Below are 23,099 nucleotides of genomic sequence, written 5' to 3'. Positions count from 1 at the left end.
CCGCCGGTGAGCGGCCTCTGGTCCGGCCGGCCGTGATCCAGGCGGTCGGATCGGTCCGGGACTCAGGCTGCGGACGCGACGACCGGGAGGCCGGCGCGGACGCCGGCGTCGTACTCGTCGTCGATGGCGACCACGCGCCGCCCGGCGGCGGCCAGGAACGAGGCGGCCACGGCGGCGCGGTAGCCGCCCTGGCAGTGGACCCACACTTCGCCGCCGGGGACCTCGTCCACGCGCCGCGGCAGGTCCTGCAGCGGGATGTGCACGGCGCCGCCGATGTGCGACTCGTCCCACTCCAGGGCACGGCGCACGTCCAGCACCACGACCGGCCGGTGGTGCCGGACGGCGGCCAGCTCGTCGAACGACGCCCTCGGGAAGGAGGCCAGGCGCTCCCCGCCCGCCCAGCGCTCCGGGCCGCCGGTGGCCGACGCGGCCGGGCGGTCGATGCCGATGCGGACCAGCTCGCGCTGCGCGGCGGCCACGTCCTCGGGCGTCTCCCCCAGGAGGGTCAGCGGCCTACCCCACGGGACGAGCCAGCCGAGGTAGGTCGCGAAGCTTCCGTCCAGCCCGAAGTTGAGCGTCCCCGCCATGTGCCCGGCCGCGAACGCCGTGCGGGTCCGCAGATCGACGACCCACTCCCCGGCCTCGATGCGGCGGCGCAGCTCGGCGGCGTCCGCGCGACGCGGTTCCGACAGGTCGGCGGCCCCGGGGCCCGCGCTGTTGGCCGGTCCCATCTGGGCGTAGTAGGCCGGCCAGGCGTCCAGCCCGGCCAGCAGGCTCTCCACGTACTCCTCCTCGTCCAGGGTGAGCGCGGGATTGGTGCGCTTCTCCTGCCCGATCGTGGACGCCTCGGCCGCCGACTGGGTGGCCGAGCAGAAGCTGCCGAACCCGTGGGTGGGGAAGACCTCGGCGTCGTCGGGAAGCTCGCGCGCCAGGCGGTTCGCCGAGCCGTACTGGGCGGTCACGAGGTCGTGGGTGTGGGCCGGCCCGAGGAGATCCGGCCGTCCGGTGGATCCGTACAGCAGCGAACCGCCGGTGAACGCCGCGGGCGCCCTTCCCGGAGCCTCCAGGACGTAGGCCAGATGCGTGAAGGTGTGGCCCGGGGTCGCCAGGACGCGCACGCGCATCCACGCGCCGACGTCGACGACGTCGCCGTCGGCCACCGCGTGATGCTCGAAGGCCACCGGATCAGCGGCATTGACGTGGTAGGCGGCCCCGGTCGCCCGGGCCAGCGCGAGCCCGCCGGTCACGTAGTCGTTGTGGATGTGCGTCTCGAAGACATCGAGGATCACCACGTGCCGTTGCTCGGCCAAGGCCAGCACCCGGTCGATGTCGCGCTGCGGGTCGACCACGAAAGCGACCTCGCCGTCGGTGACGAGGTAGCTGCGGTCCCCCAGCGTGGGCGTGTCGATCGCAATGATCTCGATCATTGGACTGCCTCTCTCTCCAGCTCGTCAGGCGGCGTTGTCGCGGAGCCCGTGCACCACCGGACCGCCGGCCCGGATCCACGCGGCGGTGCCGCCGGCCACCGACCGGGCGTCGATGCCGGCCGCCGCCATCCACCGGGCGGCGAGCAGGCTGCGGTTGCCCGACGCGCAGATCACGTACACGCGACGGTGTCCCCTGAACTCGGCCAGCCGCGCACGGACCTCGCCCATCGGCATCAGCAGGGCGCCCGGGACATGGCCGCCCGCGTACTCGTGCCTCTCCCTGACGTCCACCACCACCGCGCCGTCGGCGTGTGCGGCGGCGAACGCCCGGACATCGACCTCACTGCCCATCTCTCTCCTCTCATATACCCCTGGGGGTATCTGACGAACAGCGTATCCGAAGGCCGGGACGATGTGCAAATACCCCAAGGGGTATCCGGTGCGTGCGGAGCGGACTCGGTGGCCGGCCCCCGTCCGGCCGGCCGGTCAGCGGGCGCCTTATACCCTGGCGGGCATGAGGAGGGCGACGTGAAATTCGAGGCGGACTCGCTGGCCGACGTCCTCGCACGCTTGCGGCGTGCGCAGGGGCAGCTCGGCGGCGTCATCCAGATGATCGAGAACGAGCGGGACTGCAAGGACGTGATCACCCAGCTGGCGGCGGTCTCGCGGGCGCTGGACCGGGCCGGATTCAAAATCATCGCAACGGGCCTGGAGAAGTGCGTCCTGGAGGGCACGGACCCCGACCAGGTCCGGCTCGACCGTGCCCAGTTGGAGAAGCTCTTCCTGAGCCTCGCCTAACCCGGCCGCGCCGGCGCTGCGGCCCAGCGGCCTGCGGAGGACCGCAGCCTGCGGCATGTGCGGGGACGGGTTCGCCGCCCGTCCAGCCGGGGGGCGGGCGGCGGTGCGGCCGCTGTTCGCGGTGTTCAGTTCCCCCACGACTGGAAGGCGGACAGGTGCCGCTGCGAGGTGGCGATCAGCCGGTCGTAGACCTGCTTGACGTCCGCCGCCTTGACACCCTGCGCAGACTGCTTCAGCGTGGCGATCTGCGCCTTCTCCTCGGCGGCGCCGGCTTGGAGGGCGGCCCGCTCGTTCGCCGACCCCTGGGCCAGCAGCCGGTCGTACTCGGCCTTGACGTCCGCCGAGGCGAACTGCCCGGCGCTCTTGCCCTCGGTGGGATCGCTGATCCCGTACCGGTCGAGCAGCGTGCGGACCGCGCTCAGGTGGTTGCTCTCGGCCTTGGCGATCTGGTCGAAGACGCGCGCGTCGTACCGGGCGGCGAACGCCGTGTACAGGTCGTGCGTGAGCTTCTCCTCCTCCGCCTGCGCGGCCAGAGCCGTCTTCTGCGCGGCGGTCACGGTACCGCTGGGCGCCGTGAGATTCATGCAGGCCCTGTCACCGGGTCCGCGCTGGAACTGCCCCATGCCGTGGTGGAGGCCCTGTCCCGCCCCGCCGCCGGCTCCCGGCGGGCGCGGCTCGGCGGTCTGGCTCGCCGCGGGCGGTCCGCCGGGTCCGCCCGGTCCGGCCCCGGCCAGGACGGGCGCCGCGACGGCGATCCCGCCCAGCGCCAGCGCGCCGCCGGTGGTGAGCGCGATGGCCGTCTTTCCGATGCGCTTCATGACCGTTCTCCCCTCTTCTTCCCAGTCCCTTTCGCTGTCACCTTCAAGGTGCCCCTGCGCTCTGCAGCCCGGATGTGGAGCATGTGGAGGCCGTATGGAGCTTCGGGAACAGCCTTTGGTCCCTGCCGGGCGGCGGCTGCCGCCGCGTACCCAGGAGGTATGGAAGGAGCACGGCAAAACGGCGGCACGTTGGGCCGGCGGCTGTTCGCCGCTTTCCTCCTGGTGGCGCTGGCCTCGCTCGCCGTCCTGACGGCGGCGGCCCTGATCGGCACCGACCGGGGGCTCGGCGCCGCCCGCCAGTCCGATCGCGAGCGGACGGCCGGACGGGTCGCCGCCGCCGCGGCGGCCTCCTACACGGCGGCGAGCGGCTGGGCCGGCGCCGACCTGCGGGAGGCGCGCGCGATCGCGGCGGGCGCCGGCGCCGACCTGGTCGTCCGGGACGCCGAGGGGGACGTCGTCGCCTCCCCGGCGGACCCGGGGCACGCCGGACGGCCCGGTGGAGGGCCGGGCGACGGCCACGGTCCCGGCATGGGCGCCGGCCAGGGCACGGTGGCCAAGCCCGTTCAGGCCGCCGGGAGGACGGTCGGTTCGGTGCGGCTGGCGTTCGGCTCCCCCGCGGCCTCGTCCGGGCGGGACGTCGCCTGGGCATGGATCCTGCCGGCCGCCGCGGCGGCGGTGGCGGCCGCGGCGGCGACGAGCTGGTACGTGAGCCGCCGGCTCACCCGGCCGCTGGTGCGGCTCGCGGCCGCCGCGCGGGCGCTCGCCGCGGGCGACCGCTCGGCGCGCGCCGGGGTGAGCGCGCCCGGCGAGCTGGGCGAGCTGGTCACGGCCTTCGACGGCATGGCCGAGGAGCTGAACCGGGCCGAACTCGGCCGCCGGCGGCTGGCCGCCGACGTCGCCCACGAGCTGCGCACCCCCCTGGCGGGCCTGCAGGCGGGGCTGGAGGAGCTCCGGGACGGGTTCGCCGAACCGGACCCGGCGCGCCTGGCCGCCCTGCACGACCAGACCCTGCGGCTCGGCCGGATCGTCGGCGACCTCGCCGAGCTGTCCGCGGCGGAGTCGGCCGCCCTGTCACTGCGCCCGGCCGACGTCGACGCCGGCGCCATGGCGCGCGAGGCGGTCACCGCGCACCGCGCCCAGCTGGACGCGGCGGGACTCACCGTCCATACCGACATCGCCGGCGGCGTCGTGGTCCGCGCGGACACCGACCGCCTCCACCAGGCCCTCGGCAACCTGCTGTCCAACGCGGCGCGCTACTGCCGTCCCGGCGACTCGGTGACGGTGCGGGTGCGCGCCCAGCGGGACGAGGCCGTCATCGAGGTGGCCGACACCGGCCCGGGCATCCCCGCCGACGAGCGCGCCCACGTCTTCGAGCGCCTCTGGCGCGGGACGTCCGGGCGCCGGGTCGGCGGCTCGGGCATCGGCCTGGCCGTGGTGCGCGAGCTGGTCACCGCGCACGGCGGCACCGTCACCGCCTCCTCACCGGACGGGGGCGGCGCGACGTTCACCATCCGCCTGCCTCTGCGGCGGTGAGCCGTTCCCCCATGCCACGCCATGCCACGCCGGGCCGGCTACACGTCGCGCGGGAGCGCGAGGCGGTAGCCGACACCCAGCACCGTCTCGACGACGCCGGCTCCGGCCGGGCCGAGCTTGCGGCGCAGGTTCTTCACGTGCGAGTCGATGGTCCGCTCGTAGCCGGCGAACTCGTATCCGCGGACACGGTTGACCAGCTCGTACCGCGAGTACACCCGCCCCGGGACCGCCGCCAGCGCGGTGAGCAGGCTCCACTCGGTCGGGGTGAGGTCGAGCGCCGTCCCGTCCAGGGCGGCCTCGTGCCGCTCCTCGTCCAGCCGCAGCCGCCCGCCACCGTAGCTCGCGGCCCCCGGTGCGGCGGCGCCCCGGGCCGCGCGGTTCAGCACCGCCTGGACCCGCAGCACCACCTCGGTGGGGCTGAACGGCTTGGTCACGTAGTCGTCCGCGCCCGACTCCAGCCCCCGGATGCGGTCCTCGACGGCGCTGCGCGCGGTCAGCACGACCACCGGGACCTCTCCGTCCGCGCGGGCCGCGCGCAGCACGTCCAGGCCGTCGACGTCCGGCAGCCCGAGGTCGAGCACCATCAGCCGGACGGAGCGCTCGGACACCAGCCGTATCGCCTCCGCACCCGACCCGGTCGTCATCACCGCGTAGCCGGCGCGTTCCAGATACCGGCGCAGGAGGTCACGGATCTCCCTCTCGTCCTCCACGACGAGCACGCTGGCGGTCATACACCCTGTCTATCCCCGCCCCGCCGGTTCCCCGAGAGGCGAACGGCCCGCTCCGGACGGGACGTTCGCCCCCAGGCCACGGCAGGACGGCATCGGCTCCGGTGACGTTGGCCCCCTGCCGCACGTGGCTCCACGGCGGACGATGGAGTCATGAAGGATGCGACTGACCGCCCGAAGGGCCTGACACGGACCGAGTGCCTTCGCCTGATGGCCACGGCGAGGATCGGCAGGGTCGTCTTCACCGAGCAGGCACTGCCGGCGGTGATGCCGGTCGCGTTCGTCATCGACGGCGGGGACGTGGTCCTCTGCGCACCGCCCCGCACGAACCTGGCCGCCGCCACCCGCGGTGCGATCGTGGCGTTCGAGGTCGACGACGTGGACGGCGTCCGCCCCGCCGGCTGGGCGGTCACGGTCATCGGACGGGCCCGGATCGACCGGGATCCGGGAGACCGCGTCCGCCGGGCTCTCCAGGCGTGGGCCACCGGGCCCGGCACGGAGTTCATCCGCATCTCGTGCGAGCGCCTCACGGGCCGGCGGGGGCGGAGATGACGGGCTCGCGATCCGCCGATCGGCCGACGCTCTGGATACGGTGCCGCGCAGACCCGGCCGGCGGCGTGAACGCGGGCCCGATTTCGGCCGTGGGACGCGACTCATGCAGTCCCAGCTGCACTTTCCACATCGCCTTGGCCAAGGCGTGGAACTGGTAGAGCAGGCGTCGCAGCACGGGCAGGTCGCCGGCGTCCGCCGTCGCGGCGGCATGGTCGGCGACGACCGCGAGCCGGTTGACACGGCAGGCCAGGAAATGCGCGAGGGCATCGCTGCGGACGCCGCCCGAAAGGGCGTCGAGCAGAATCGACTCGGCGGCGCCCAATTCGTCCATGACCTCGGCGGTGGCCGCTCGCACGTCGATGTCCGTCTCCCAGCCGTCCTTCGCCAGAATCCTGAGCCGGCCCAACGCCGGCAGGCAGCGCCGGTGATGCTCGCGCAGCCGGTCCTCCAGGGCCGCCGCCTCCACCGTGCCAGCACCTGTGCCGGTCATGTCCCCTCCAGGTCCCGTGGCGGCGCGCCCATCGTCGCGCCGCGAGCGTCCGGCCCGTCAAGGCCGTCGCTCACGTCCACCATCGCGACCGGAGACGGCACGCGGGTAGGGAGGGAGGTCCCGGCTCAGGGGACGAAGGGCCCCCAATTCGGAGGCTGAACGGCGGGGCTGAGGTGCCGCCCGAAGGGCTCAGACCTCCGCGGGTGCCGGCACGGCAGGGTCGGGCCCTCTGAGCGGCACCCGCCAGGTGAGCACGGTCCCGCCATCCGAGCGGGGGGCGGTGACGAATGAGCCGAACAGCTTCTCGGCCCGTCCGGCCATGTTGCGCAGGCCGCTGCGGCGGCCCTCCGCGGGTATGCCGACGCCGTTGTCCTCCACCCGCAGGAGCAGTTCGTCGTTGACGTCGATGGCCACGGTGGCCTGGGACGCGTGGGCGTGCCGGGCGACGTTGGACAGGGCCTCGCGGACGACGGCCTGCAGATGCTCGCCGGTGTCGTCGTCGACCGCGGTGTCCAGCAGGCCGTCCAGCCGCACCGACGGGGCGAACCCCAGCTGTTCGGCCGCGGCGTCCACAAGGGCGTGCACCCGGCTGCGCAGCGACTCGGCGTCCACCGGCGCCTGCAACGCGAAGATCGTCGAGCGGATCTGGCGCATGGTGTCGTCCAGGTCGTCCACCGCCCGCTGGATCCGGACCGCCACCTCCCGCTTCTGCGTGATCTTGATGGCCGCCATCAGCGTCATCGCCGTCGCGAACAGCCGCTGGATGACGGTGTCGTGCAGGTCCTTGGCGATCCGGTCACGATCCTCCAGCAGCGCCAGCCGTTCGGTGTCACGGCGCCGGTGGGCGAGCTCCAACGCGACCGCCGCCTGCCCCGCGAACGCCTCCAGCAGCCGCTGCGACCCGTCGGAGAAGACCGGCCCGCCCGGCGCATTGATCACCGACAGCACACCCCGCGCCGACGAACCGAGCCCCAGCGGGACCACCAGCAGCGGCCCGACCGGCACCCGGGACGGCACCAGCGCCTTCCGCACGGCCTCGCTCCCATCGGCCAGCCGCTGCGCGACCCCCTCCCGGAACACCTTCCCGGCCACCGGATGGTCTCGCGGCACGCGCAGCCCCGCGACCCGTTCGGCGCCCTCACCATGCGCGACCTCCACCACGAACTCCGTGCCGCCCTCGTCCAGCAGCGCCACCGTCGCCAGCCCGGCATCGGTGATCTCACGGGCACGCTGGACCATCAGCTCGGTCACCTCGTGCGGGTCGGTACCCGACAGCAGCGCCGTGGAGATCTCCGTGGACGCCTCCAGCCAGCGTTCGCGGCGCCGGGTCTCCTGGTACAGCCGGGCGTTCTCGATCGCCACGCCCGCGGCCGTGGCCAGCGCGGTCACCACCACCTCGTCGTCGTCCTCGAACTCCCCGCCACCGGCCTTCTCGGTCAGGTACAGGTTCCCGAACACCTCGTCCCGCACCCGGATCGGCACCCCCAGGAACGTCCGCATCGGCGGATGGTCCGCCGGGAACCCCACCGAGTCGGGATGCCCGCCCAGGTCCGGAAGCCGGATGCCGCGCGGCTCCCGGATCACCAGGCCCAGGATGCCGTGCCCGTGCGGCCAGTTTCCGATCGCCTCGATCTCGTCGTCGCCCACGCCCACGGTGACGAACTGGACGAGCCGCTCACCCTCCTCCGCGATCACGCCGAGGGCGCCGTACCTGGCGTCGACCAGGGTCGTCGCCGCCTCGGTGATCCGCCGCAGCACCGACTCCAGATCCAGTTCACTGCCGATCGAGACCACGGCCTCCAGCAGAGCGTGCACGCGGTCACGGGTCGCCCGCGCGGCCTCCAGGCGCGTCTGCAGCTCGGTCAGCAGGTCGTCCAGCTGAAGCTGCGGGAGCACGAGTTTGGCCCTGTCTTCGCCGCCGTTGGGCTCATCCGTCATATGCCCCAGTATCCCCATCGACATCCGCGAATGTCAGCTTCGCGACCATGGCACCCGCTCAGGGTTCTTCGATCATGACCTCCTCGACGGGGCGGCGGACCGACCCCAGGTCCGCACCCACGGCCCGGCCGAGCCTCAGCAGCATCTGCGGGTACGAACCACCGCAGAACCGATCACGGATGAACCCGCGCAGTTCCGGCACTTCGAGCGCCTGGGTGTGGAAGACCGCCGACAGGTCGCTCTCCGTGGCCCTCAGCAGCGCGCGCTGGAGCGCCTGCCCCGCACGCAGCCAATCGGCGGGCGCGTCGCTGCCGGAGACCAGCAGCAACGTCACCCCGGCCTGCGCCTCCCCCTCGTCCTGCGTGCTCTGCTTACCCCACCCGTGGCCACGGGCGAAGTCCCGCGCCGGGAAATGCGGCGTGGTCTGCGGGGGCTGCTGCGGGTAGGCGCGTTCCTGGACGCCGTCCGCCCGGGACGTCCGCGGCGGAGGCGCCCAGCGGGCGATCTCCGCGGCGTAGGCAGGCGTGCGCTCCTGGACGTGCTCGGCCGCGTCGGTCAGGGCCGCCAAAGCCCCCTTGACGTGTACGTCCACGGCCTCGATCAGCTGAGCGCCCTCCCCTTCGGCGTCCTGCCGCATGGCCGGCAGGACGCCCGTGGGAAGCGGGCCGGCGCGGAATCCGCCCCGGTGGGTGCGGCGCCGCCGGATCTGCGCGCGCTCGCGCAGGGCCGGCTCATCCGGGCTCTCCCCCGGTTCGAGGTTCACGTCGGCCAGCAAGTGCGGGCGGTCGGGATCGGGAAGCAACCGCACATCCGGGGTGTATCCGAGCGCGCGCAACGAGCTTCTCAGGTTGTAGAGCGCGGCGCCGCAGCCGATCAGCATCTCGCGGCCGTCCGGGTCTGCCACGTCGAGGCGGCGGTCTATGTCCGCGCTCAGGCTGATCCGCGCCCCGCGCACGCCGAACCGCCATGGCTGGGTGTTGTGCACCGAAGGTGCCCACACCGCGTCCTCGACGGCCTCCCGGACATCCGCCGACACCTGTTCGGACGGACCTACCGCATCGCCGTATTGCATGGTCGCTCCCTCCCAGGTCTGCTCTCTCCGGTTCAGTACCCGAAAACCGGGTGACGTGCAGGCGGAGGTCCGCCACGGCCGGGACCCCGCCGAAGGTCCCGGGCCGGGCGGGCCGTCCGGCACTACCCGCCCCGGCCGACCGGTGAGAACGTGGCGGTGCCGGGAATGCCCTGCGGACGGCCTTGGACGACGACACGGGGAGACACCCATGGACCGGTGGACCCTGTCCTATGACGACTACGTTCCCGATGCCGAAGGGCTGCGGGAGGCCTTGTGCACTCTTGGCAACGGCCACTTCGCCACCCGGGGAGCGGCTCCCGAGTCGTCCGCTGACGGCGTCCACTACCCGGGGACCTACGTCGCGGGATGCTACGACCGGCTGCGGGTGGAGATGGACGGGCGGCACGCCGACAACGCCGACCTGGTCAACATGCCGAACTGGCTGCCGCTGACCTTCCGCGCCGCCGGCGGCGAATGGTTCGACCCCGACCGCGCCGGGCGTGAGGGGCGCCTGCTGTCCTACCGCCAGGAGCTCGATCTGCGGCGCGGCGTCCTGACCCGCCTGGTCCGCGTGCGCGACGCGCAGGGACGGACGACGCGGGTGGCCCAGCGCCGGATCGTGTCCATGGACGACCCCCACCTCGCCGCGCTGGAGACCACCATCGTGGCCGAGGACTGGAGCGGCGCGGCCGAAATCGTGTCGGCGGTCGACGGACGCGTCGTCAACGCCGGCGTCGAGCGGTACCGGAACCTGCCGCAGGCGCACCTGGCCCATGGGGAGAGCCCGCGTCCGCGTGATCCGGACATGCTTCTGCTGCGGGCGTCGACGCTCTCCTCGAAGATCGGGATCGCGGTGGCGGCCCGTACCCGGGTGTCGGTCGCGGTCAAGCGCACCCACCGCACCGAGGCCGGCTGGACGGGCCAGAACCTGACCGTGGAGCTCCAGGCGGGCGAGGCGGTCACGATCGAGAAGGTCGCCGCCGTGTTCACCTCGCGCGACCGCGCCATCGAAGAGCACGGCCAGGCGGCCCTGGCGGCCGCCGCCCGGGCCGGCGGCTTCGACCTGCTACTGGAGAGGCACACGCTGGCATGGTCGCGGCTGTGGCGGCGCTGCCAGCTGAGCGTCGACCACGTCGAGGTGCAGCGCGTCCTCAACCTGCACATCTTCCATCTGCTGCAGACCGTGTCGGAGCACAGCGTCGACCTGGACGTCGGCGTCCCCGCCCGCGGCCTGCACGGCGAGGCCTACCGCGGCCACGTCTTCTGGGACGAGCTGTTCATCCTGCCGTTCCTGACCATGCGGTTCCCCGGGATCGCCCGCGCGCTGCTGATGTACCGGTGGCGGCGCCTGCCCGAGGCGCGCGCCGCAGCGGCCGACGTCGGGCACCGCGGCGCGATGTACCCGTGGCAGAGCGCGGCCGACGGACGCGAGGAGACCCAGCGCGTCCACCTCAACCCGCGGTCGGGCCGGTGGCTGCCCGACCACTCGCACCTGCAGCGCCACGTCGGGCTCACCATCGCCCACAACGTCTGGCGCTACTACGAGGCGACCGGGGACGCCGAGTTCCTCGCCGAGCACGGCACCGAGATCATGCTGGAGATCGCCCGGTTCTTCGCCGACCTGGCCGCCTACGACCGCTCCACCGACCGGTACGAGATCCACGGCGTCATGGGCCCCGACGAGTACCACGACGCCCACCCCGGACGGGACGAGCCGGGTCTGGACGACAACGCCTACACCAACGTCCTCACCGTCTGGGTGCTGCGCCGGGCCCTGGACGCCCTCGCCCTGCTGCCCGAGGACCGCCGCGCTGAACTGCGGGAACGGCTCGCCCTGACCCGCGAGGAGATCACCCGCTTCGAGGACGTCGCACAAAAGATGTACGTCCCGTTCCACGACGGCGTGATCAGCCAGTTCGACGGCTACGCCGACCTGGAGGAACTCGACTGGGCCGGCTACCGGGAGCGATACGGCGACATCCGCAGACTGGACCGCATCCTCGAAGCCGAGGACGACTCCACCAACCGCTACAAGGCGTCCAAACAGGCCGATGTCCTGATGCTCTTCTACGTCCTGTCCCCCGGCGAACTCGACGGCATCCTGCGGCAGCTCGGCTACGAGCACGGCCCCGCCCTGGCCGCCAGGACCATCGCCTACTACCTGCCGCGCACCTGCGACGGCTCCACGCTCAGCTCACTGGTCCACGCCTGGATCCTCGCCCACACCGACGGGGACACCGCCTGGGGGATCTTCCTGGACTCACTGTTCAGCGACATCACCGACGCCCAGCGCGGCACCACCCCCGAAGGCGTCCACCTGGGCGCCATGGCGGGCACCGTCGACCTCGTCCAGCGCTGCCACGCCGGGATCACCACCCACGGCGGCACCCTCCACCTGGAGCCGCGCCTGCCCTCCGCGATCGGCGAACTCCGCCTCGGGCTCCGCTACCGGGGCCACTGGGGCATCGACCTGACCTGCCGGCAGGACCTGCTCCGCGTGACACTCCGGCCCAGCGCCGCCTCCCCCATCCACATCTGCTACGCGTCCGAAACCGTCGAAATCCAGCCCGGTGCATCATGGGAGAGCCCGCTCCAGCACGGCAGGACGATCCCGTCCGCCGAGTGACCCGGCAGGCACCGCGGACGGGCTCACGCGGACGGGCTCAGTCGTGGTTGGGGACGACGACCACCGGGCACCGCGCATGGTGCAGCACCGTGTGATTGACCCGGCCCAGCGCCATCCCGGCCAGCGGCGCGCGCCGGCGGCGGGCACCGACGACCACCAGGGCCGCGTCCGCCGACGCCTCCACCAGCGCCTGGGCGGGAGTCCGGTCGGAGACCAGCCGCTCGACCGCGACGTCGGGGTACCGCTCCAGGTATCCGGCCAGGGACTCCGACAGCTCCAGGTTCTCGATCACCCGGCGGCGCGGGGAGAACTCCCCGCCCACCGCGTGCAACGCCACGACCTTCCCACCCCGCACGGCGGCCTCCCGGAACGCCCACTCGATGAAGGCGCGCTCATCGTCCAGCCCCTCGACACCGACCACGACCTTCGCCGGCGCGTCGGACGGGTACGGGGCCGAACGCGACACCACCAGCACCGGGCACCGGGCGTGCGCGGCGGTGTACAGGCCCACCGAGCCGAACAGCAGCCCCTCGAAACCGCCCTGGCCGCGCGATCCCACCGTCACCAGATCGGCGTCCTCGCTCTCCTCCACCAGCGCCCGCCCCGGATCGGCCGGCACCAGCCGCACCTGGACGTCGAGCTCGGGGTGCAGCTTCAACGCGTACTGCCGGGCCTCGCCCAGCAGATCCTCGCGTTCGGCGACCAATCGGCGCAGTGCGTCCGGGGGGATCGTCCCCTCGTCCAGGAGGGCACGCGAACCGTGCACCAGCACCAGCGGCAGCCGGTGGCGGACAGCGCGGTCCGCCGCCCAGTCCAGCGCCCGCCACGCGTGCGCCGAGCCATCGATTCCCACGACGATCGGAGCTGACATCGGTCATCCTTCCGGAGTCATCGTTCACGTTCATCTCCGACGCTAGGGCGGAGCCCTCCCGCTTTCTGCGGCCGAAGGTCCCAGCCTCGGAGGACGACGGTCACCGGCTCCCGTCCGCCGATGCCGGCGGGTCGGGGCGGATCACCGCGACGGGGCAGTGCGCGCGGTGCAGCATCGCGTGGCCGACCGACCCCAGCAGGAGCCCGGTGAAGCCGCCGCGCCCGCGCGAGCCGACCACCAGCAGGTCCGCGTGCACGGACGCCTCGGCCAGGGCGCGCACCGCCCGGCCGCGGACGGCCTCGGGCACGACCTCCACGTCGGGGTACTTGGCGCGCCAGCCGGCGAGCGACTCGGCCAGGACGCGCTTCTCCTCCGCCTCGACGATGTCCCGGTCGTAGACGAGCGGCTGCATGTCGCCGGGGCCGGTGGAGGCCGGATGCGACCAGGCCAGCAGCGCCCGCAGCCGCGCGCCCCGCAGCGAAGCCTCCTCGAAGGCGAACCCGACCGCGGCCTCGTTGGCCCGCGACCCGTCCACGCCGACGACGATCTCGCCGTACGCCGTCCGCCCGTTCGCGCGCACGACCACGGCCGGGCAGGGCGCGTGGGAGGCGGTCTGCATCGCCACCGAGCCCAGGGCCAGGCCGGTCAGCCCGCCCTTTCCGCGCGATCCAGTCACCAGCAGGACCGCGCCGGCGGCCCTCTCGATGAGGGCTCGCGCGGGCTGGCCGCCGGCCTGCTCGCCCGTCACCTCGAGGCCGGGCACGCGGGCGCGGGCGCGGGCCACGCCGGTGTCGACGATCTCCCGGCCGCCGTCCAGGATCCGCTTGCGCATCTCGGCGGCGTCCGGATCGTCCGGGACGTCGAGCAGCCAGGGCGGGACGGCGTGCACGAGGTGCAGCGGCGCGTCCCGGCGGGCGGCCTCGGCGGCGGCCCAGTCCACGGCGAGCAGGCTCGGCTCCGAACCGTCCACCCCGACGATGATCGTGTTCATGCGGTGGCCTTCTCCAGTTCACGGGCGATCCCGGCGGCCCACTCGGCGATCTGGTCGCGGTCGCGGTAGTCGCCGCCGGACTGCTGCGCGATCTTGGCGGCGAGGAGGCCCTTGGCATCGGCGTCCAGGCGTCCGCCGAACGTGGCGTGACCGCGGGCGTCCACCCGCCGGGCGAGCTTCGCGACGCCGCGGACGGGGTCGATCTCCCCCTTCTCGGCGGTGCGGTCCAGCGGGCCGCTGCTGAACAGCCACACCGGCAGGCGCGCCAGCGCGGCGGCGTGCCGCCGGACGAAGTGCCGGGCGTCCCGGTGCCACCGTCCCATGTACAGGGCGCCGCCCACGATGACGGCGTCGTATCCGTCCAGGGCGGTCACCTCCGCGGCCGGGCGCACGTCCGCCTCGGCGCCCATCCGGCGCAGCGTGGTACCCGCCCATCCGGCGATCTCCGCGGTTCCGCCCCGCTCGGAGGCGTACGCCACCAGCACTCGCGTCATGACCGCTCCTTCCCTCCGGACTCGTCCCCGGTTCCGAGTCTCGCCGCGCGGCCGGCGGGCGGGCAGGGGCATGGGTCCGCCGATGCCCGGGACCTTCGGCCCTGCCCGTTCCTCAGATACCCTGGGGGGTAAACGCCAAGGGGGACGCATGGAACTGGACAGGGATTCGCTGGCCGACGTCGTCGTGCGGCTGAAGCGCGCGCAGGGGCAACTCGGCGGCGTGATCCAGATGATCGAGAACGAGCGCGACTGCAAGGACGTGATCACCCAGCTCGCCGCGGTGTCGCGCGCCCTCGACCGGGCCGGATTCAAGATCATCGCCACCGGGCTGGAGCAGTGCCTCGTCCAGGGCGACGACCCGGAGCAGACCGCGGTGGACCGGGCCCAGCTGGAGAAGCTGTTCCTCACCCTGGCCTGAGTCGCCCCCCGCGCGGCTCCCGCCCACGTCATCCGGCCCACGTCATCCCGCGCCCTCACCGGCGCCCTCCGCCGACGGGAGCACGCGGGGAGCGACGGCGGCGGCCAGGGTCGCCGCGGCCGCCGAGACGGTGACGACCGTCCAGGCGCCGGGCCCCAGCGGAGTGCAGCCGAAGAACTGGCTGATCCCGGGCGTCTCGACGATCGCGAAGAGGACGGCGGCCGAGACGGCGCAGGTGGCCAGCAGCAGGGGGCTGTGCCAGCGGGCGATGAGGGTCTGGCCGAGCTGGGCGCCGACCAGCGCGGCGAGCCCCATCGTCGACGCCCGGCGGCGGCCTCCCGGGACGAGCCGGGTGAGCCGGCCGAGGTGCCAGGAGGCCAGCGCGGCGGCCGCGGTCGCGGTGCCGCGCACGGCCAGCACGCGCCCCATGTCCTGGCCGGTGAAGCCGCGGACGGGGGCCGCGCCGAGCGGCGCCGTGGCGTCCGGCCCGTCACCGGCCGGAGTGATCGCCACGGCGAGCGACGGCAGCATGTCGGTCAGCATGTTCACCACCAGGAGCTGGCGCGTGCTCAGCGGGGCGTTCCCGCCGAGCGCCGTTCCGATGACGGTGAAGGCCACCTCGCCCGCGTTGCCGCCGACGAGGATCGCGGCGGCGTCCCGCACGCTGTGCCACAGGGCCCGGCCCTCCCGCAGCGCGTCCAGGATCAGCGCGGTGTCGGGCGCCGTGAGGACGAGGTCGGCCGCATTCCGGGCCGCGCTGGAACTGCGTCCGGCCACCGCGATGCCGACGTCGGCCCGGCGGATGGCGGCGGCGTCGTTGGCGCCGTCGCCGGTCATCGCGACCACCCGTCCCGCCTTGCGCAGGTCCTTCACGATGCGGACCTTGTGGGCCGGCGAGACCCGGGCGAAGACCGCCGCCCGCTGGACGGCCTGAAGCCGTTCGGCGACCGGCATGGCGTCGAGTTCGGCGCCGGTGACGACCCGGGCGGCGCCGGGGATGCCGAGTTCGGCGGCGACGGCCGCGGCGGTGTCCGGGTGGTCACCGGTGATCATGGTGACCCGCACGCCCGCCTCGTGCAGCCGGTGCACCGCCTCCTCGGCGGTGGGGCGCGGCGGGTCGGCGATGCCGACGAAGCCCAGCAGGGTGAGGTCCTCGACGTGGTCGGCGACCTCGCCGCGCGCCCCGGCGACGTCGGGGACGGCGCGCTCCGCGATGGCGAGGACGCGCAGGCCCTGCCCGGCCAGCCGCCGGACCGTCGCGGCGGCGGCGCGGCGCCGGACGGCGGTGAGCGGCGCGTCCCGTCGCCGGCCGCGCTCGGAGCCGCGGACCCGGGCGCACTTGGCCAGCAGGACCTCGGGTGCGCCCTTGACCGCGATGACTCCCCGGTCGCCGTCGTACCCGAGCGAGGCGGAGAAGCCGCGGGTGGCCTCGAAGGGCAGCTCCTCCGCCAGCCGCCAGCGGCCGTCGGGGGGCAGGTTCTCCGCCCGGTCGAGCACGGCCCGGTCGGTGGCGTGCGGGGCCTTCCCGCCGCCGGGCGGCGGGCACGCCCGCGTCGCGACCCGCAGGATGCGCCGGCCGTCGTCGCCGGTGAGCGGCAGCGGACGGGCCGGGCCGGACGCGCGCACCAGCCGGAGCCTGCCCTCGGTGAGCGTGCCGGTCTTGTCGAAGCACAGGGTGTCCACCCGGCCGAGCGCCTCCAGGGCGCCGGTGGAGCGGACGAGCACGCCGAGGCGGGACAGCCGCCGGGCCGCGGCGAGCTGCGAGACGGTGGCGACCAGCGGCAGCCCCTCCGGGACGGCGGCGACGGCGACCGCGACGCCGGACCCGAGCGCGCGGCGCAGCGGCAGGCCGCGCAGCATGCCGAGGACGGTGACGGCCGCCCCGCCGAGCGCGGTCGCGGGAAGGGCCTGGCGGGTGAGCTCCGCCAGCCGCGTCTGCATGCTGGCGGAGGTGTCGGCGGCGCCGGCCAGCGCGGCGGCCCGGCCGGTCTCGGTGGCGTCGGCGGTGGCGACCACGAGGGCGACCGCGTCGCCCGCGACGACCGTGGTGCCCTCGTAGACCATGCAGTGCCGGTCGGCCGGGTCGGCGCCGGGCGACGGCTCGACGCTCTTGTCGACGGGGACGGATTCGCCGGTCAGCGTGGCCTCATCCACCTCCAGCGACTCGGCCCACAGCAGGCGTGCGTCCGCCGGGACGACGTCCTCCGAGCGCAGCAGGATCACGTCGCCGGTGCACAGGCGGTCGGCCGTCACCCGGTCGCTGTCCGCCGTCCGGAGCCGCGCGAAGCTCTTCGGCCCGGCGGACTCCGGCGGAGCGTTCAGGCGGCGGGCATGGATCCGCTGGGTCAGCATCAGCTCCCCGAGGGCGCTCTCGGCCCGCATCCGCTGGGCGGCGCCGATGAGGGCGTTGCCGGTCATGACCCCGGCGACCAGGGCGGCGTCCACGCTGGAGCCGACCACCGCCGAGGCCGCCGCGCCGAGCGCGAGGACGGGCGTCAGCGGGTCGTCGAGCTCCTTGCGGACGGCGGCGGCGAGGCGCAGCACCGCCCCGGCGGGTCCGGGCGCCTTCCGGCGCGGCGGCGCCGCCTCCGCGCCCGCCGCGGCGGGGACGAGCCGCCGGTAGGCCTCCGCCGCGGTGAAGGCGTGCCAGGAGTCCCGCACGACGGACGGCGGCGGCGGGCGGTGGTCCAGCCGCCGGGCGCTCACCGCGTTGGCCAGCATCGCCGACAGCGAGGCCGCGTGCACCGGCGGGACGTCCTGCCAGGACCCGGTGACGCGGCGCAGCGGGCCCCGCCGGACGCGGCGCCGCGGCCGTCCCGCGATCAGCAGCGCGCCGAGCGCCGACGCGCTCAGCGCCAGCTGCGCCGCGCGATCGCTGGCGCGCCGGGCGGGCGGGACCGCCATCAGCAGCCGCCACACCTCGGCCAGCCCCGGCCCGCAGACGAGATCGGCGCGCCAGTCGGCCAGCCCCTGCCCGCGCAGGACGCTGACGCCCACGTCGGCCGCGTCGAGCGCATGGTCCTGCCCGCACGAGACGGTGAGGACGACATGGCCGTCGTTCTGCAGTTCCCGCACCGACTCCGCCATGTCCGCCACGGCCACCGGGGAGTCGTCGCCCCAGGCGAGCAGTTCCCTGGTGCTGGCGTGCTCGGTCAGGACGACCACGTCGGCGGCCTGGTGCGCCGCCGACAGCAGCGCCTCGGCCAGGCGGTCCAGCGAGGAGCCCGCGCGGACCCGGCCGCACCTGTCCCCGCGGTCGTCGAGCAGGTCGAGCGTGACGCCGCCCGGGTCGGCGGGGCCGCCGGACGGTGCGTCCGCCGCCCGTTCGAGCCGCCATCCCGCCGTCCCCCCGCCGGGCCCCGCCGGCCACGGGCCCGGTCCGGCCAGGTCGTCGCGGCCGTACCCGGCCAGCACGGCACCGGCCGCCTGCCACACGTCCGCGTCGTCCAGCGCGTCGCTCATGGAGACCGCGGACAGCAGCCGCAGCTCCCCGTCGCACAGGACCGCGGAGTCGATGACCACCGCGCTGACCCGGTCGAGCCGCCGCAACGCCCCCGGATCCAGCACCACCACGCCGCGGCGCCCCAGATCGTGGCCCAGCACCGCCGCGAAGGCCTCCCGGCCGTGCCGCGCCGCCTTCGGCACGGTCGCCAGCAGCGTCTCGGCGGCGGCCGACGGGTCGCGCGTGCTCAGCAGGACGCCGGCGGATCCGAGCAGGTCGGCCAGCTCCGTGCGGTTCATCGCCCGCTCCACCGGCCCGTCCGGGAGCGGGCACGGCCGCTCGGCCGGGGTACCGCACTCCGCCGGCTGGGACCCCGCCGCCGCCAGCTGCGGCTCGCGGCGCCGCCACGTGTCGCGGCGCGCCCGGATCTCGTAGAGCTGGAAGACGCGGTGCGCGGCGTCGGTGGCCACCGGCGCGATCCCCTGCCCGGCCCCCTGGACGACCGCGTTGGCCACGCCCAGCAGCGCGTCGGCGCGCACCCGGCCCAGCCGCCGTTCCAGCGCCGTCCGCAGCTGCGGGACCGTGTCGGCCAGCGACACTGCCGCGCGCACCGGGCTGGGCACCGGCGGGAGGGCCAGCAGCCGCCCCGCCACGGCTCCCACGGCCCCCGCGCAGTCCGAGACCAGCGCCGTCGCCGCGCCCGTCCACGCCATGTCGTCGTCGGGCCGCCGGGCGTGCGCGGACTCGTCGAAGCCGCCGGCCTCGTGCGCCTGCTCCACGTCCTCGACGACCCCGACCAGCGTGTCCAGATCCACCGCATCCTGCGTGTAGGAGACGAGGACATGGCCGGCGACCGCGTTGACCTCCGCCCAGTCGACACCGTCCAGGCGCCGGAGCGCCTCCGTCAGCGTCCGCGCGTACCGCCGGTGCCGCTGCCCGTCACCCGACAGGCCGCTCGCCTGGATGTGCGCGCGGCCGCCGTGCACCCACACCCTCCGCCCGGGGCCTCCGGCGGCGAGGTTCGCCACCGAACCGACCGTCCGGCGCACGCCGCCGCCCGCCGCCTTCCCGGCGGCGGACACGGTCCGCACTCCCGCCACGGTGGTCCGCGCGCCCATCGCCGCGCCCTGGACGGCCAGCCTCGACGCCGCGTCCGGCACGGCGAGCACCGTCCTGGCCAGGGACATCCCCGGAATCCCCACCGCCCGTTCCTCCCGCCTGCCTACACCGAGAACCGGCCAGGCACGGCGAGTACCCAGGTCAAGGCCCCGCAAACGGCCGGGCGCACCGCACGCCGGCACCGGGGCGGGACGTGCGCCCGGGGTGCGGGGGCCGGTTTGCGGGTGGCGGCGGCGCCGCTGACCGACGCGGGGCTCACGCCGTACCACGCCGTCCGGCGGTCGTGGGCGAAGCTGACGCCGGGCGCGAGCGCCGTCGTGATCGGGACGGGCGGGCTCGGGCATGTGGCGGTGCAGATCCTCAAGGCCACCACCGCGGCGCGGGTCATCGCCGTGGACACGCGGGAGGAGGCCCGCCGGCGCGCGGTCGAGCACGGCGCCGACCTGGCCCTGCCGTCCGGCGACGGGACCGCGGGCGCCGTCCGGGAGGCGACCGGCGGGCGCGGCGCGGACGTCGTGCTCGACTTCGTCGGCGCGGACGCGACCCTCGCCATGGCCGCGGCCTCGGCGCGGATGCTCGGCGACGTGACCATCGTGGGTATCGGGGGCGGCACGCTGCCGGTGTCGTTCTTCTCCGTCCCGTACGAGGTGTCGCTGCAGACGACCTACTGGGGGACGCGCCCGGAACTGGCGGAGGTGCTCGATCTGGCGGCGCGGGGGCTGCTGCGGCCCGACGTCACCGAGTTCCCGCTGGACCGGGCGATGGACGCCTACCGCGAGATGGAGGCCGGGCGGCTCACCGGACGCGCCGTGATCGTGCCCGGCTGACGCGTCAGGGCTGCGGGGCGGGCTCCGGGCGCGCGTCCGCGAGGAGCTGTATCTGGGCGGCCTGCAGCCGGTCGACGACGAGTTCGGTGAACCGGCGGGTCAGCTCGTAGCCGAGCGCGGGGTCGACCGCGCAGAGGGTGCGGATCAGCCGGCCGTCGAACTCGACGGCGCGGACGTCCGTGCACGCGGTCGCGCCGAAGCGCCACTGGTACGGGCGGAACAGCCAGGACCAGCCGAGGGCCGAGCCGGGCCCGAACATGTCGACGACGACCGTGCCGCGCTCGGGGGTGTGGAGGTCGAGGGCCACCGTCCCCTCGCGGATCAGCCAGAAGCGCTCCGCCGGCTCGGACTGGGCGATGATCCGCCGGCCCGCCGGGAACCCGGCGACGCGGGCGGTGGTCGCCAGCCTCGCCAGGTCGGCGCTCCGCATTCCGTGCAGGAACGGCTCGCGCGCCAGGTCGGCTGCGGTAATGGTGTTCACCGGGTTCGCCCCCGATCGTGTGCCGGAACGTTCTTCGCGCATCTTCCATCTCACCGGCAAAGTGATCGCCGACACAGGGCCGAAGGGCCCTTGGCGGCGGGACCTCTGCCGGGACGGACGGGTCCCCCGGCTCTGATATCCGGCCGTCTTCCCGGGGAGGGTGGGGGTAACCGAGCCGAGGACGTGAGGGATCGATGGCCGACGCCGCAGTCAGCGAAACGCACATCGGCGTGGTGTTCTTCGCCGGTGACCGCGCCTACAAGCTGAAGAAGCCGGTGGATCTGGGCTTCCTGGACTTCAGCACCCGGGAGCTGCGCGAGCGCGCCTGCCGGGAGGAGGTCCGGCTCAACCGGCGGTTCGCCCCGGACGTCTACCTCGGGGTCGGCGACGTGCACGGGCCGGACGGCGAGCTCTGCGACCACCTGGTCGTCATGCGGCGGATGCCGGCCGAACGGCGGCTGTCCCGGCTGGTGCAGGACGGCGCGCCGGTCGAGGACGCGCTGCACGACGTCGCCCGGATCCTCGCCGCCTGGCACGCCCGCGCGCCCCGCGGCCCCCGCGTCACCGCCCACGGGACGCGCGACGCCCTGCAGGGCCGCTGGCGCGACAGCTTCGACCAGGTGCGGCCCTTCCACGGCGGCGTGCTCGACGAGGCCGCGGCGGTCGAGACCGAGGAGCTCGTCACCGCGTTCCTCGCCGGCCGCGAGCCGCTGTTCGACGCGCGCATCGCCGACGGGCGCGTCGTCGACGGGCACGGCGACCTGCTGGCCGGGGACGTGTTCTGCCTGGACGACGGCCCGCGCATCCTCGACTGCCTGGAGTTCGACGAGGCGCTGCGCTCGCTGGACGGGCTCGACGACGCGTCCTTCCTGGCCATGGACCTCGAACGCCTCGGCGCCCCGGACCTGGCCGGGCGCTTCCTCGGCTGGTACGCCGGGTTCGCCGCCGACCCGGCGCCGTCCTCGCTGCGCCACCACTACGTCGCGTACCGGGCGTTCGTCCGCGCCAAGGTCGCCTGCCTGCGCCACGAGCAGGGCGGTGCGGACGCCGCCGCCGAGGCGCGCTCCTACGCCGACCTCGCGCTGCGGCACCTGCGCGCGGGGCAGGTCGGGCTGATCCTGGTGGGCGGGCTGCCCGGCACCGGCAAGACGACGCTCGCCGGCGCGCTGGCCGACCGGCTCGGCTGCACGCTGCTCAGCAGCGACCGCGTCCGCAAGGAAATCGCCGGGCTCGCGCCGCTCGACTCGGCCGCCGCGCCCTACGGGACGGGCCTGTACTCCCCCGAGCAGACCCTGCGCACCTACCAGGAGCTGGCGGACCGCGCGGCGACGCTGCTCCAGCACGGCGAAACGGTCGTCCTGGACGCGTCCTGGACGTCGCAGGAGGCGCGGACCCTGCTCGCCGGCGTCGCCCAACGCGTGCACGCGCCCCTGTACTCGCTGCGCTGCGACGCCCCGGAGAGCGTCACCGCCGAGCGGATGCGCGCCCGCCCGCAGGGCCTCTCGGACGCCGACGCGGACATCGCCGCCGCCATGCGGGCGAACGCGGCGCCCTGGCCGGAGGCCGCCGGCATCGACACCGGCGGCGCACCGGAGAAGTCCCTGGAGCAGGCCCTCGCGACCGTCCGCCCGCACGACGCCGGGCGCGTGTGGCCGCGCCGCCCGTTCCTCGCCCCCGGCTAGCCGGATGCCGGGTTCGGGACCTTGGTCCTTCCGGCGGCGGGACGTCCGATGAGTGTGACGCCGCGCGGCTAGCGGGTAACGTCCATCTCGATCAGTGACGAAGCGAAGGACGATGCACCATGAGCGGCGACGCTGCCAAGACGATCCGCGTGTTCCTGCTGGACGACCACGAGGTCGTGCGCCGCGGCGTGGCGGCGCTGCTGTCGGCCGAGGACGACATCGAGATCGTCGGGGAGGCGGGCACCGCCGAGCACGCGCTCGCCCGCATCCCCGCCGCACGCCCCGACGTGGCGGTGCTGGACGTCCGGCTTCCCGACGGCGACGGCGTCAGCGTGTGCCGCGAGATCCGCTCCCAGATGCCCGACCTGGCCTGCCTGATGCTGACCTCCTTCGACGACGAGGACGCCCTGTTCGAAGCCGTCATGGCGGGCGCGGCCGGGTACGTCCTCAAGCAGATCCACGGCTCGGACCTGGTCGGCGCCGTCCGCACCGTCGCCACCGGCCAGTCCCTGCTCGACCCGCGCTCCACCGCCCGGATGCTGCAGCGGCTGCGCGACCGGCAGGAGAAGCAGGACCCCCTCAAGAACCTGACCGAGCAGGAACGCCACATCTTCGACCTCATCGGCGAGGGCCTGACCAACCGGCAGATCGGTGAGCGCCTCTTCCTGGCCGAGAAGACCGTCAAGAACTACATCTCCAACATCTTCGCCAAGCTCGGCATGAGCCGCCGCACCCAGGCCGCCGCCCTCGCCGCCCAGCTCAAGGCCGGCCGCAAGGACTCCCGCCCCTAGC

At 74.6% G+C, this 23,099-nt stretch carries 20 protein-coding genes; 8 read left to right on the top strand and 12 right to left on the bottom strand.

Annotated elements, in window-relative coordinates; translation table 11 throughout:
• Positions 1-62: 62 nt before the first annotated feature.
• Complete coding sequence (locus tag AL2_RS17355) at positions 63-1,427, bottom strand: MBL fold metallo-hydrolase (protein WP_067634878.1); 1,365 nt, start codon at positions 1,425-1,427, stop codon at positions 63-65.
• Between the two features lie 24 nt (positions 1,428-1,451).
• The gene (locus AL2_RS17350) at positions 1,452-1,778 is read right to left on the bottom strand and encodes a rhodanese-like domain-containing protein (RefSeq protein WP_067634877.1); all 327 of its coding nucleotides are present in this window, start codon (positions 1,776-1,778) and stop codon (positions 1,452-1,454) included.
• Positions 1,779-1,955: 177 nt separating this feature from the next.
• Between AL2_RS17350 and AL2_RS39205 the strand changes: the two genes are divergently transcribed.
• Positions 1,956-2,225 carry a metal-sensitive transcriptional regulator gene (locus tag AL2_RS39205; RefSeq protein WP_067634876.1) on the top strand — a complete coding sequence of 90 codons (270 nt, stop codon included), beginning with the start codon at positions 1,956-1,958 and terminating at the stop codon, positions 2,223-2,225.
• A 125-nt stretch (positions 2,226-2,350) separates the two neighbouring features.
• On the opposite strand, the gene AL2_RS17340 is transcribed toward AL2_RS39205, so the two are convergent.
• Positions 2,351-3,043 (bottom strand): ferritin-like domain-containing protein, encoded by a 693-nt coding sequence (locus AL2_RS17340; protein ID WP_067634875.1) that lies wholly within the window; start codon positions 3,041-3,043, stop codon positions 2,351-2,353.
• A gap of 159 nt (positions 3,044-3,202) precedes the next feature.
• Here AL2_RS17340 and AL2_RS17335 point away from each other — a divergent pair, with 159 nt between their 5' ends.
• The gene (locus AL2_RS17335) at positions 3,203-4,576 is read left to right on the top strand and encodes a HAMP domain-containing sensor histidine kinase (RefSeq protein ID WP_067634874.1); all 1,374 of its coding nucleotides are present in this window, start codon (positions 3,203-3,205) and stop codon (positions 4,574-4,576) included.
• Between the two features lie 38 nt (positions 4,577-4,614).
• Here AL2_RS17335 and AL2_RS17330 read toward each other — a convergent pair whose 3' ends face one another.
• Positions 4,615-5,307: a response regulator transcription factor gene (locus AL2_RS17330; protein ID WP_067634873.1), complete on the bottom strand. Its 693-nt coding sequence runs from the start codon at positions 5,305-5,307 to the stop codon at positions 4,615-4,617.
• Between the two features lie 150 nt (positions 5,308-5,457).
• Here AL2_RS17330 and AL2_RS17325 point away from each other — a divergent pair, with 150 nt between their 5' ends.
• A complete protein-coding gene (locus AL2_RS17325; RefSeq protein WP_067634872.1) occupies positions 5,458-5,856 on the top strand; it encodes a pyridoxamine 5'-phosphate oxidase family protein in 399 nt (132 codons plus the stop codon).
• Here the strand turns inward: AL2_RS17325 and AL2_RS17320 are convergent.
• The 3 genes from AL2_RS17320 to AL2_RS17310 form a co-directional block, all read right to left on the bottom strand.
• Positions 5,831-6,346: a hypothetical protein gene (locus AL2_RS17320; RefSeq protein WP_157438202.1), complete on the bottom strand. Its 516-nt coding sequence runs from the start codon at positions 6,344-6,346 to the stop codon at positions 5,831-5,833. The two genes, AL2_RS17325 and AL2_RS17320, sit on opposite strands and share 26 nt — an antisense overlap.
• Before the next feature lie 189 nt (positions 6,347-6,535).
• Positions 6,536-8,284, bottom strand: coding sequence for a sensor histidine kinase (locus AL2_RS17315; protein WP_067634870.1), 1,749 nt, complete (start codon positions 8,282-8,284; stop codon positions 6,536-6,538).
• A gap of 58 nt (positions 8,285-8,342) precedes the next feature.
• A complete protein-coding gene (locus AL2_RS17310; RefSeq protein ID WP_067634869.1) occupies positions 8,343-9,356 on the bottom strand; it encodes an Acg family FMN-binding oxidoreductase in 1,014 nt (337 codons plus the stop codon).
• Between the two features lie 208 nt (positions 9,357-9,564).
• Here AL2_RS17310 and AL2_RS17305 point away from each other — a divergent pair, with 208 nt between their 5' ends.
• The gene (locus AL2_RS17305) at positions 9,565-11,982 is read left to right on the top strand and encodes a glycoside hydrolase family 65 protein (RefSeq protein WP_067634868.1); all 2,418 of its coding nucleotides are present in this window, start codon (positions 9,565-9,567) and stop codon (positions 11,980-11,982) included.
• 37 nt (positions 11,983-12,019) lie between these two features.
• Here AL2_RS17305 and AL2_RS17300 read toward each other — a convergent pair whose 3' ends face one another.
• The 3 genes from AL2_RS17300 to AL2_RS17290 all read right to left on the bottom strand — a co-directional run bounded on the left by AL2_RS17300 (position 12,020) and on the right by AL2_RS17290 (position 14,338).
• Complete coding sequence (locus tag AL2_RS17300) at positions 12,020-12,853, bottom strand: universal stress protein (protein WP_067634867.1); 834 nt, start codon at positions 12,851-12,853, stop codon at positions 12,020-12,022.
• Positions 12,854-12,953: 100 nt separating this feature from the next.
• Complete coding sequence (locus tag AL2_RS17295; RefSeq protein WP_067634866.1) at positions 12,954-13,844, bottom strand: universal stress protein; 891 nt, start codon at positions 13,842-13,844, stop codon at positions 12,954-12,956.
• Positions 13,841-14,338: a flavodoxin domain-containing protein gene (locus AL2_RS17290; protein WP_067634865.1), complete on the bottom strand. Its 498-nt coding sequence runs from the start codon at positions 14,336-14,338 to the stop codon at positions 13,841-13,843. The genes AL2_RS17295 and AL2_RS17290 overlap by 4 nt, the downstream gene beginning before the upstream one ends.
• A gap of 148 nt (positions 14,339-14,486) precedes the next feature.
• Between AL2_RS17290 and AL2_RS17285 the strand changes: the two genes are divergently transcribed.
• Entirely contained in the window at positions 14,487-14,756 is a 270-nt protein-coding gene (locus AL2_RS17285) for a metal-sensitive transcriptional regulator (RefSeq protein ID WP_067634864.1), read from the top strand.
• A 42-nt stretch (positions 14,757-14,798) separates the two neighbouring features.
• Here AL2_RS17285 and AL2_RS17280 read toward each other — a convergent pair whose 3' ends face one another.
• Entirely contained in the window at positions 14,799-19,400 is a 4,602-nt protein-coding gene (locus AL2_RS17280) for a cation-translocating P-type ATPase (RefSeq protein WP_245666699.1), read from the bottom strand.
• Positions 19,401-19,541: 141 nt separating this feature from the next.
• Here AL2_RS17280 and AL2_RS39200 point away from each other — a divergent pair, with 141 nt between their 5' ends.
• Positions 19,542-20,144, top strand: coding sequence for a zinc-binding dehydrogenase (locus tag AL2_RS39200; RefSeq protein WP_245666705.1), 603 nt, complete (start codon positions 19,542-19,544; stop codon positions 20,142-20,144).
• Between the two features lie 4 nt (positions 20,145-20,148).
• On the opposite strand, the gene AL2_RS17270 is transcribed toward AL2_RS39200, so the two are convergent.
• Positions 20,149-20,625 (bottom strand): cyclic nucleotide-binding domain-containing protein, encoded by a 477-nt coding sequence (locus AL2_RS17270; protein ID WP_210748508.1) that lies wholly within the window; start codon positions 20,623-20,625, stop codon positions 20,149-20,151.
• Positions 20,626-20,819: 194 nt separating this feature from the next.
• Here AL2_RS17270 and AL2_RS17265 point away from each other — a divergent pair, with 194 nt between their 5' ends.
• Positions 20,820-22,307, top strand: a complete 1,488-nt coding sequence (locus AL2_RS17265) for a bifunctional aminoglycoside phosphotransferase/ATP-binding protein (RefSeq protein WP_067634862.1) — start codon at positions 20,820-20,822, stop codon at positions 22,305-22,307.
• 119 nt (positions 22,308-22,426) lie between these two features.
• Positions 22,427-23,098, top strand: coding sequence for a response regulator transcription factor (locus AL2_RS17260; protein WP_067634861.1), 672 nt, complete (start codon positions 22,427-22,429; stop codon positions 23,096-23,098).
• The last annotated feature ends 1 nt before the right edge of the window (position 23,099 follow it).

The sequence above is a fragment of the Actinomadura latina NBRC 106108 genome (assembly GCF_001552195.1).
Taxonomy (GTDB): Bacteria; Actinomycetota; Actinomycetes; order Streptosporangiales; family Streptosporangiaceae; genus Spirillospora; species Spirillospora latina.
This window is presented reverse-complemented; position numbering and strand designations above follow the sequence as displayed.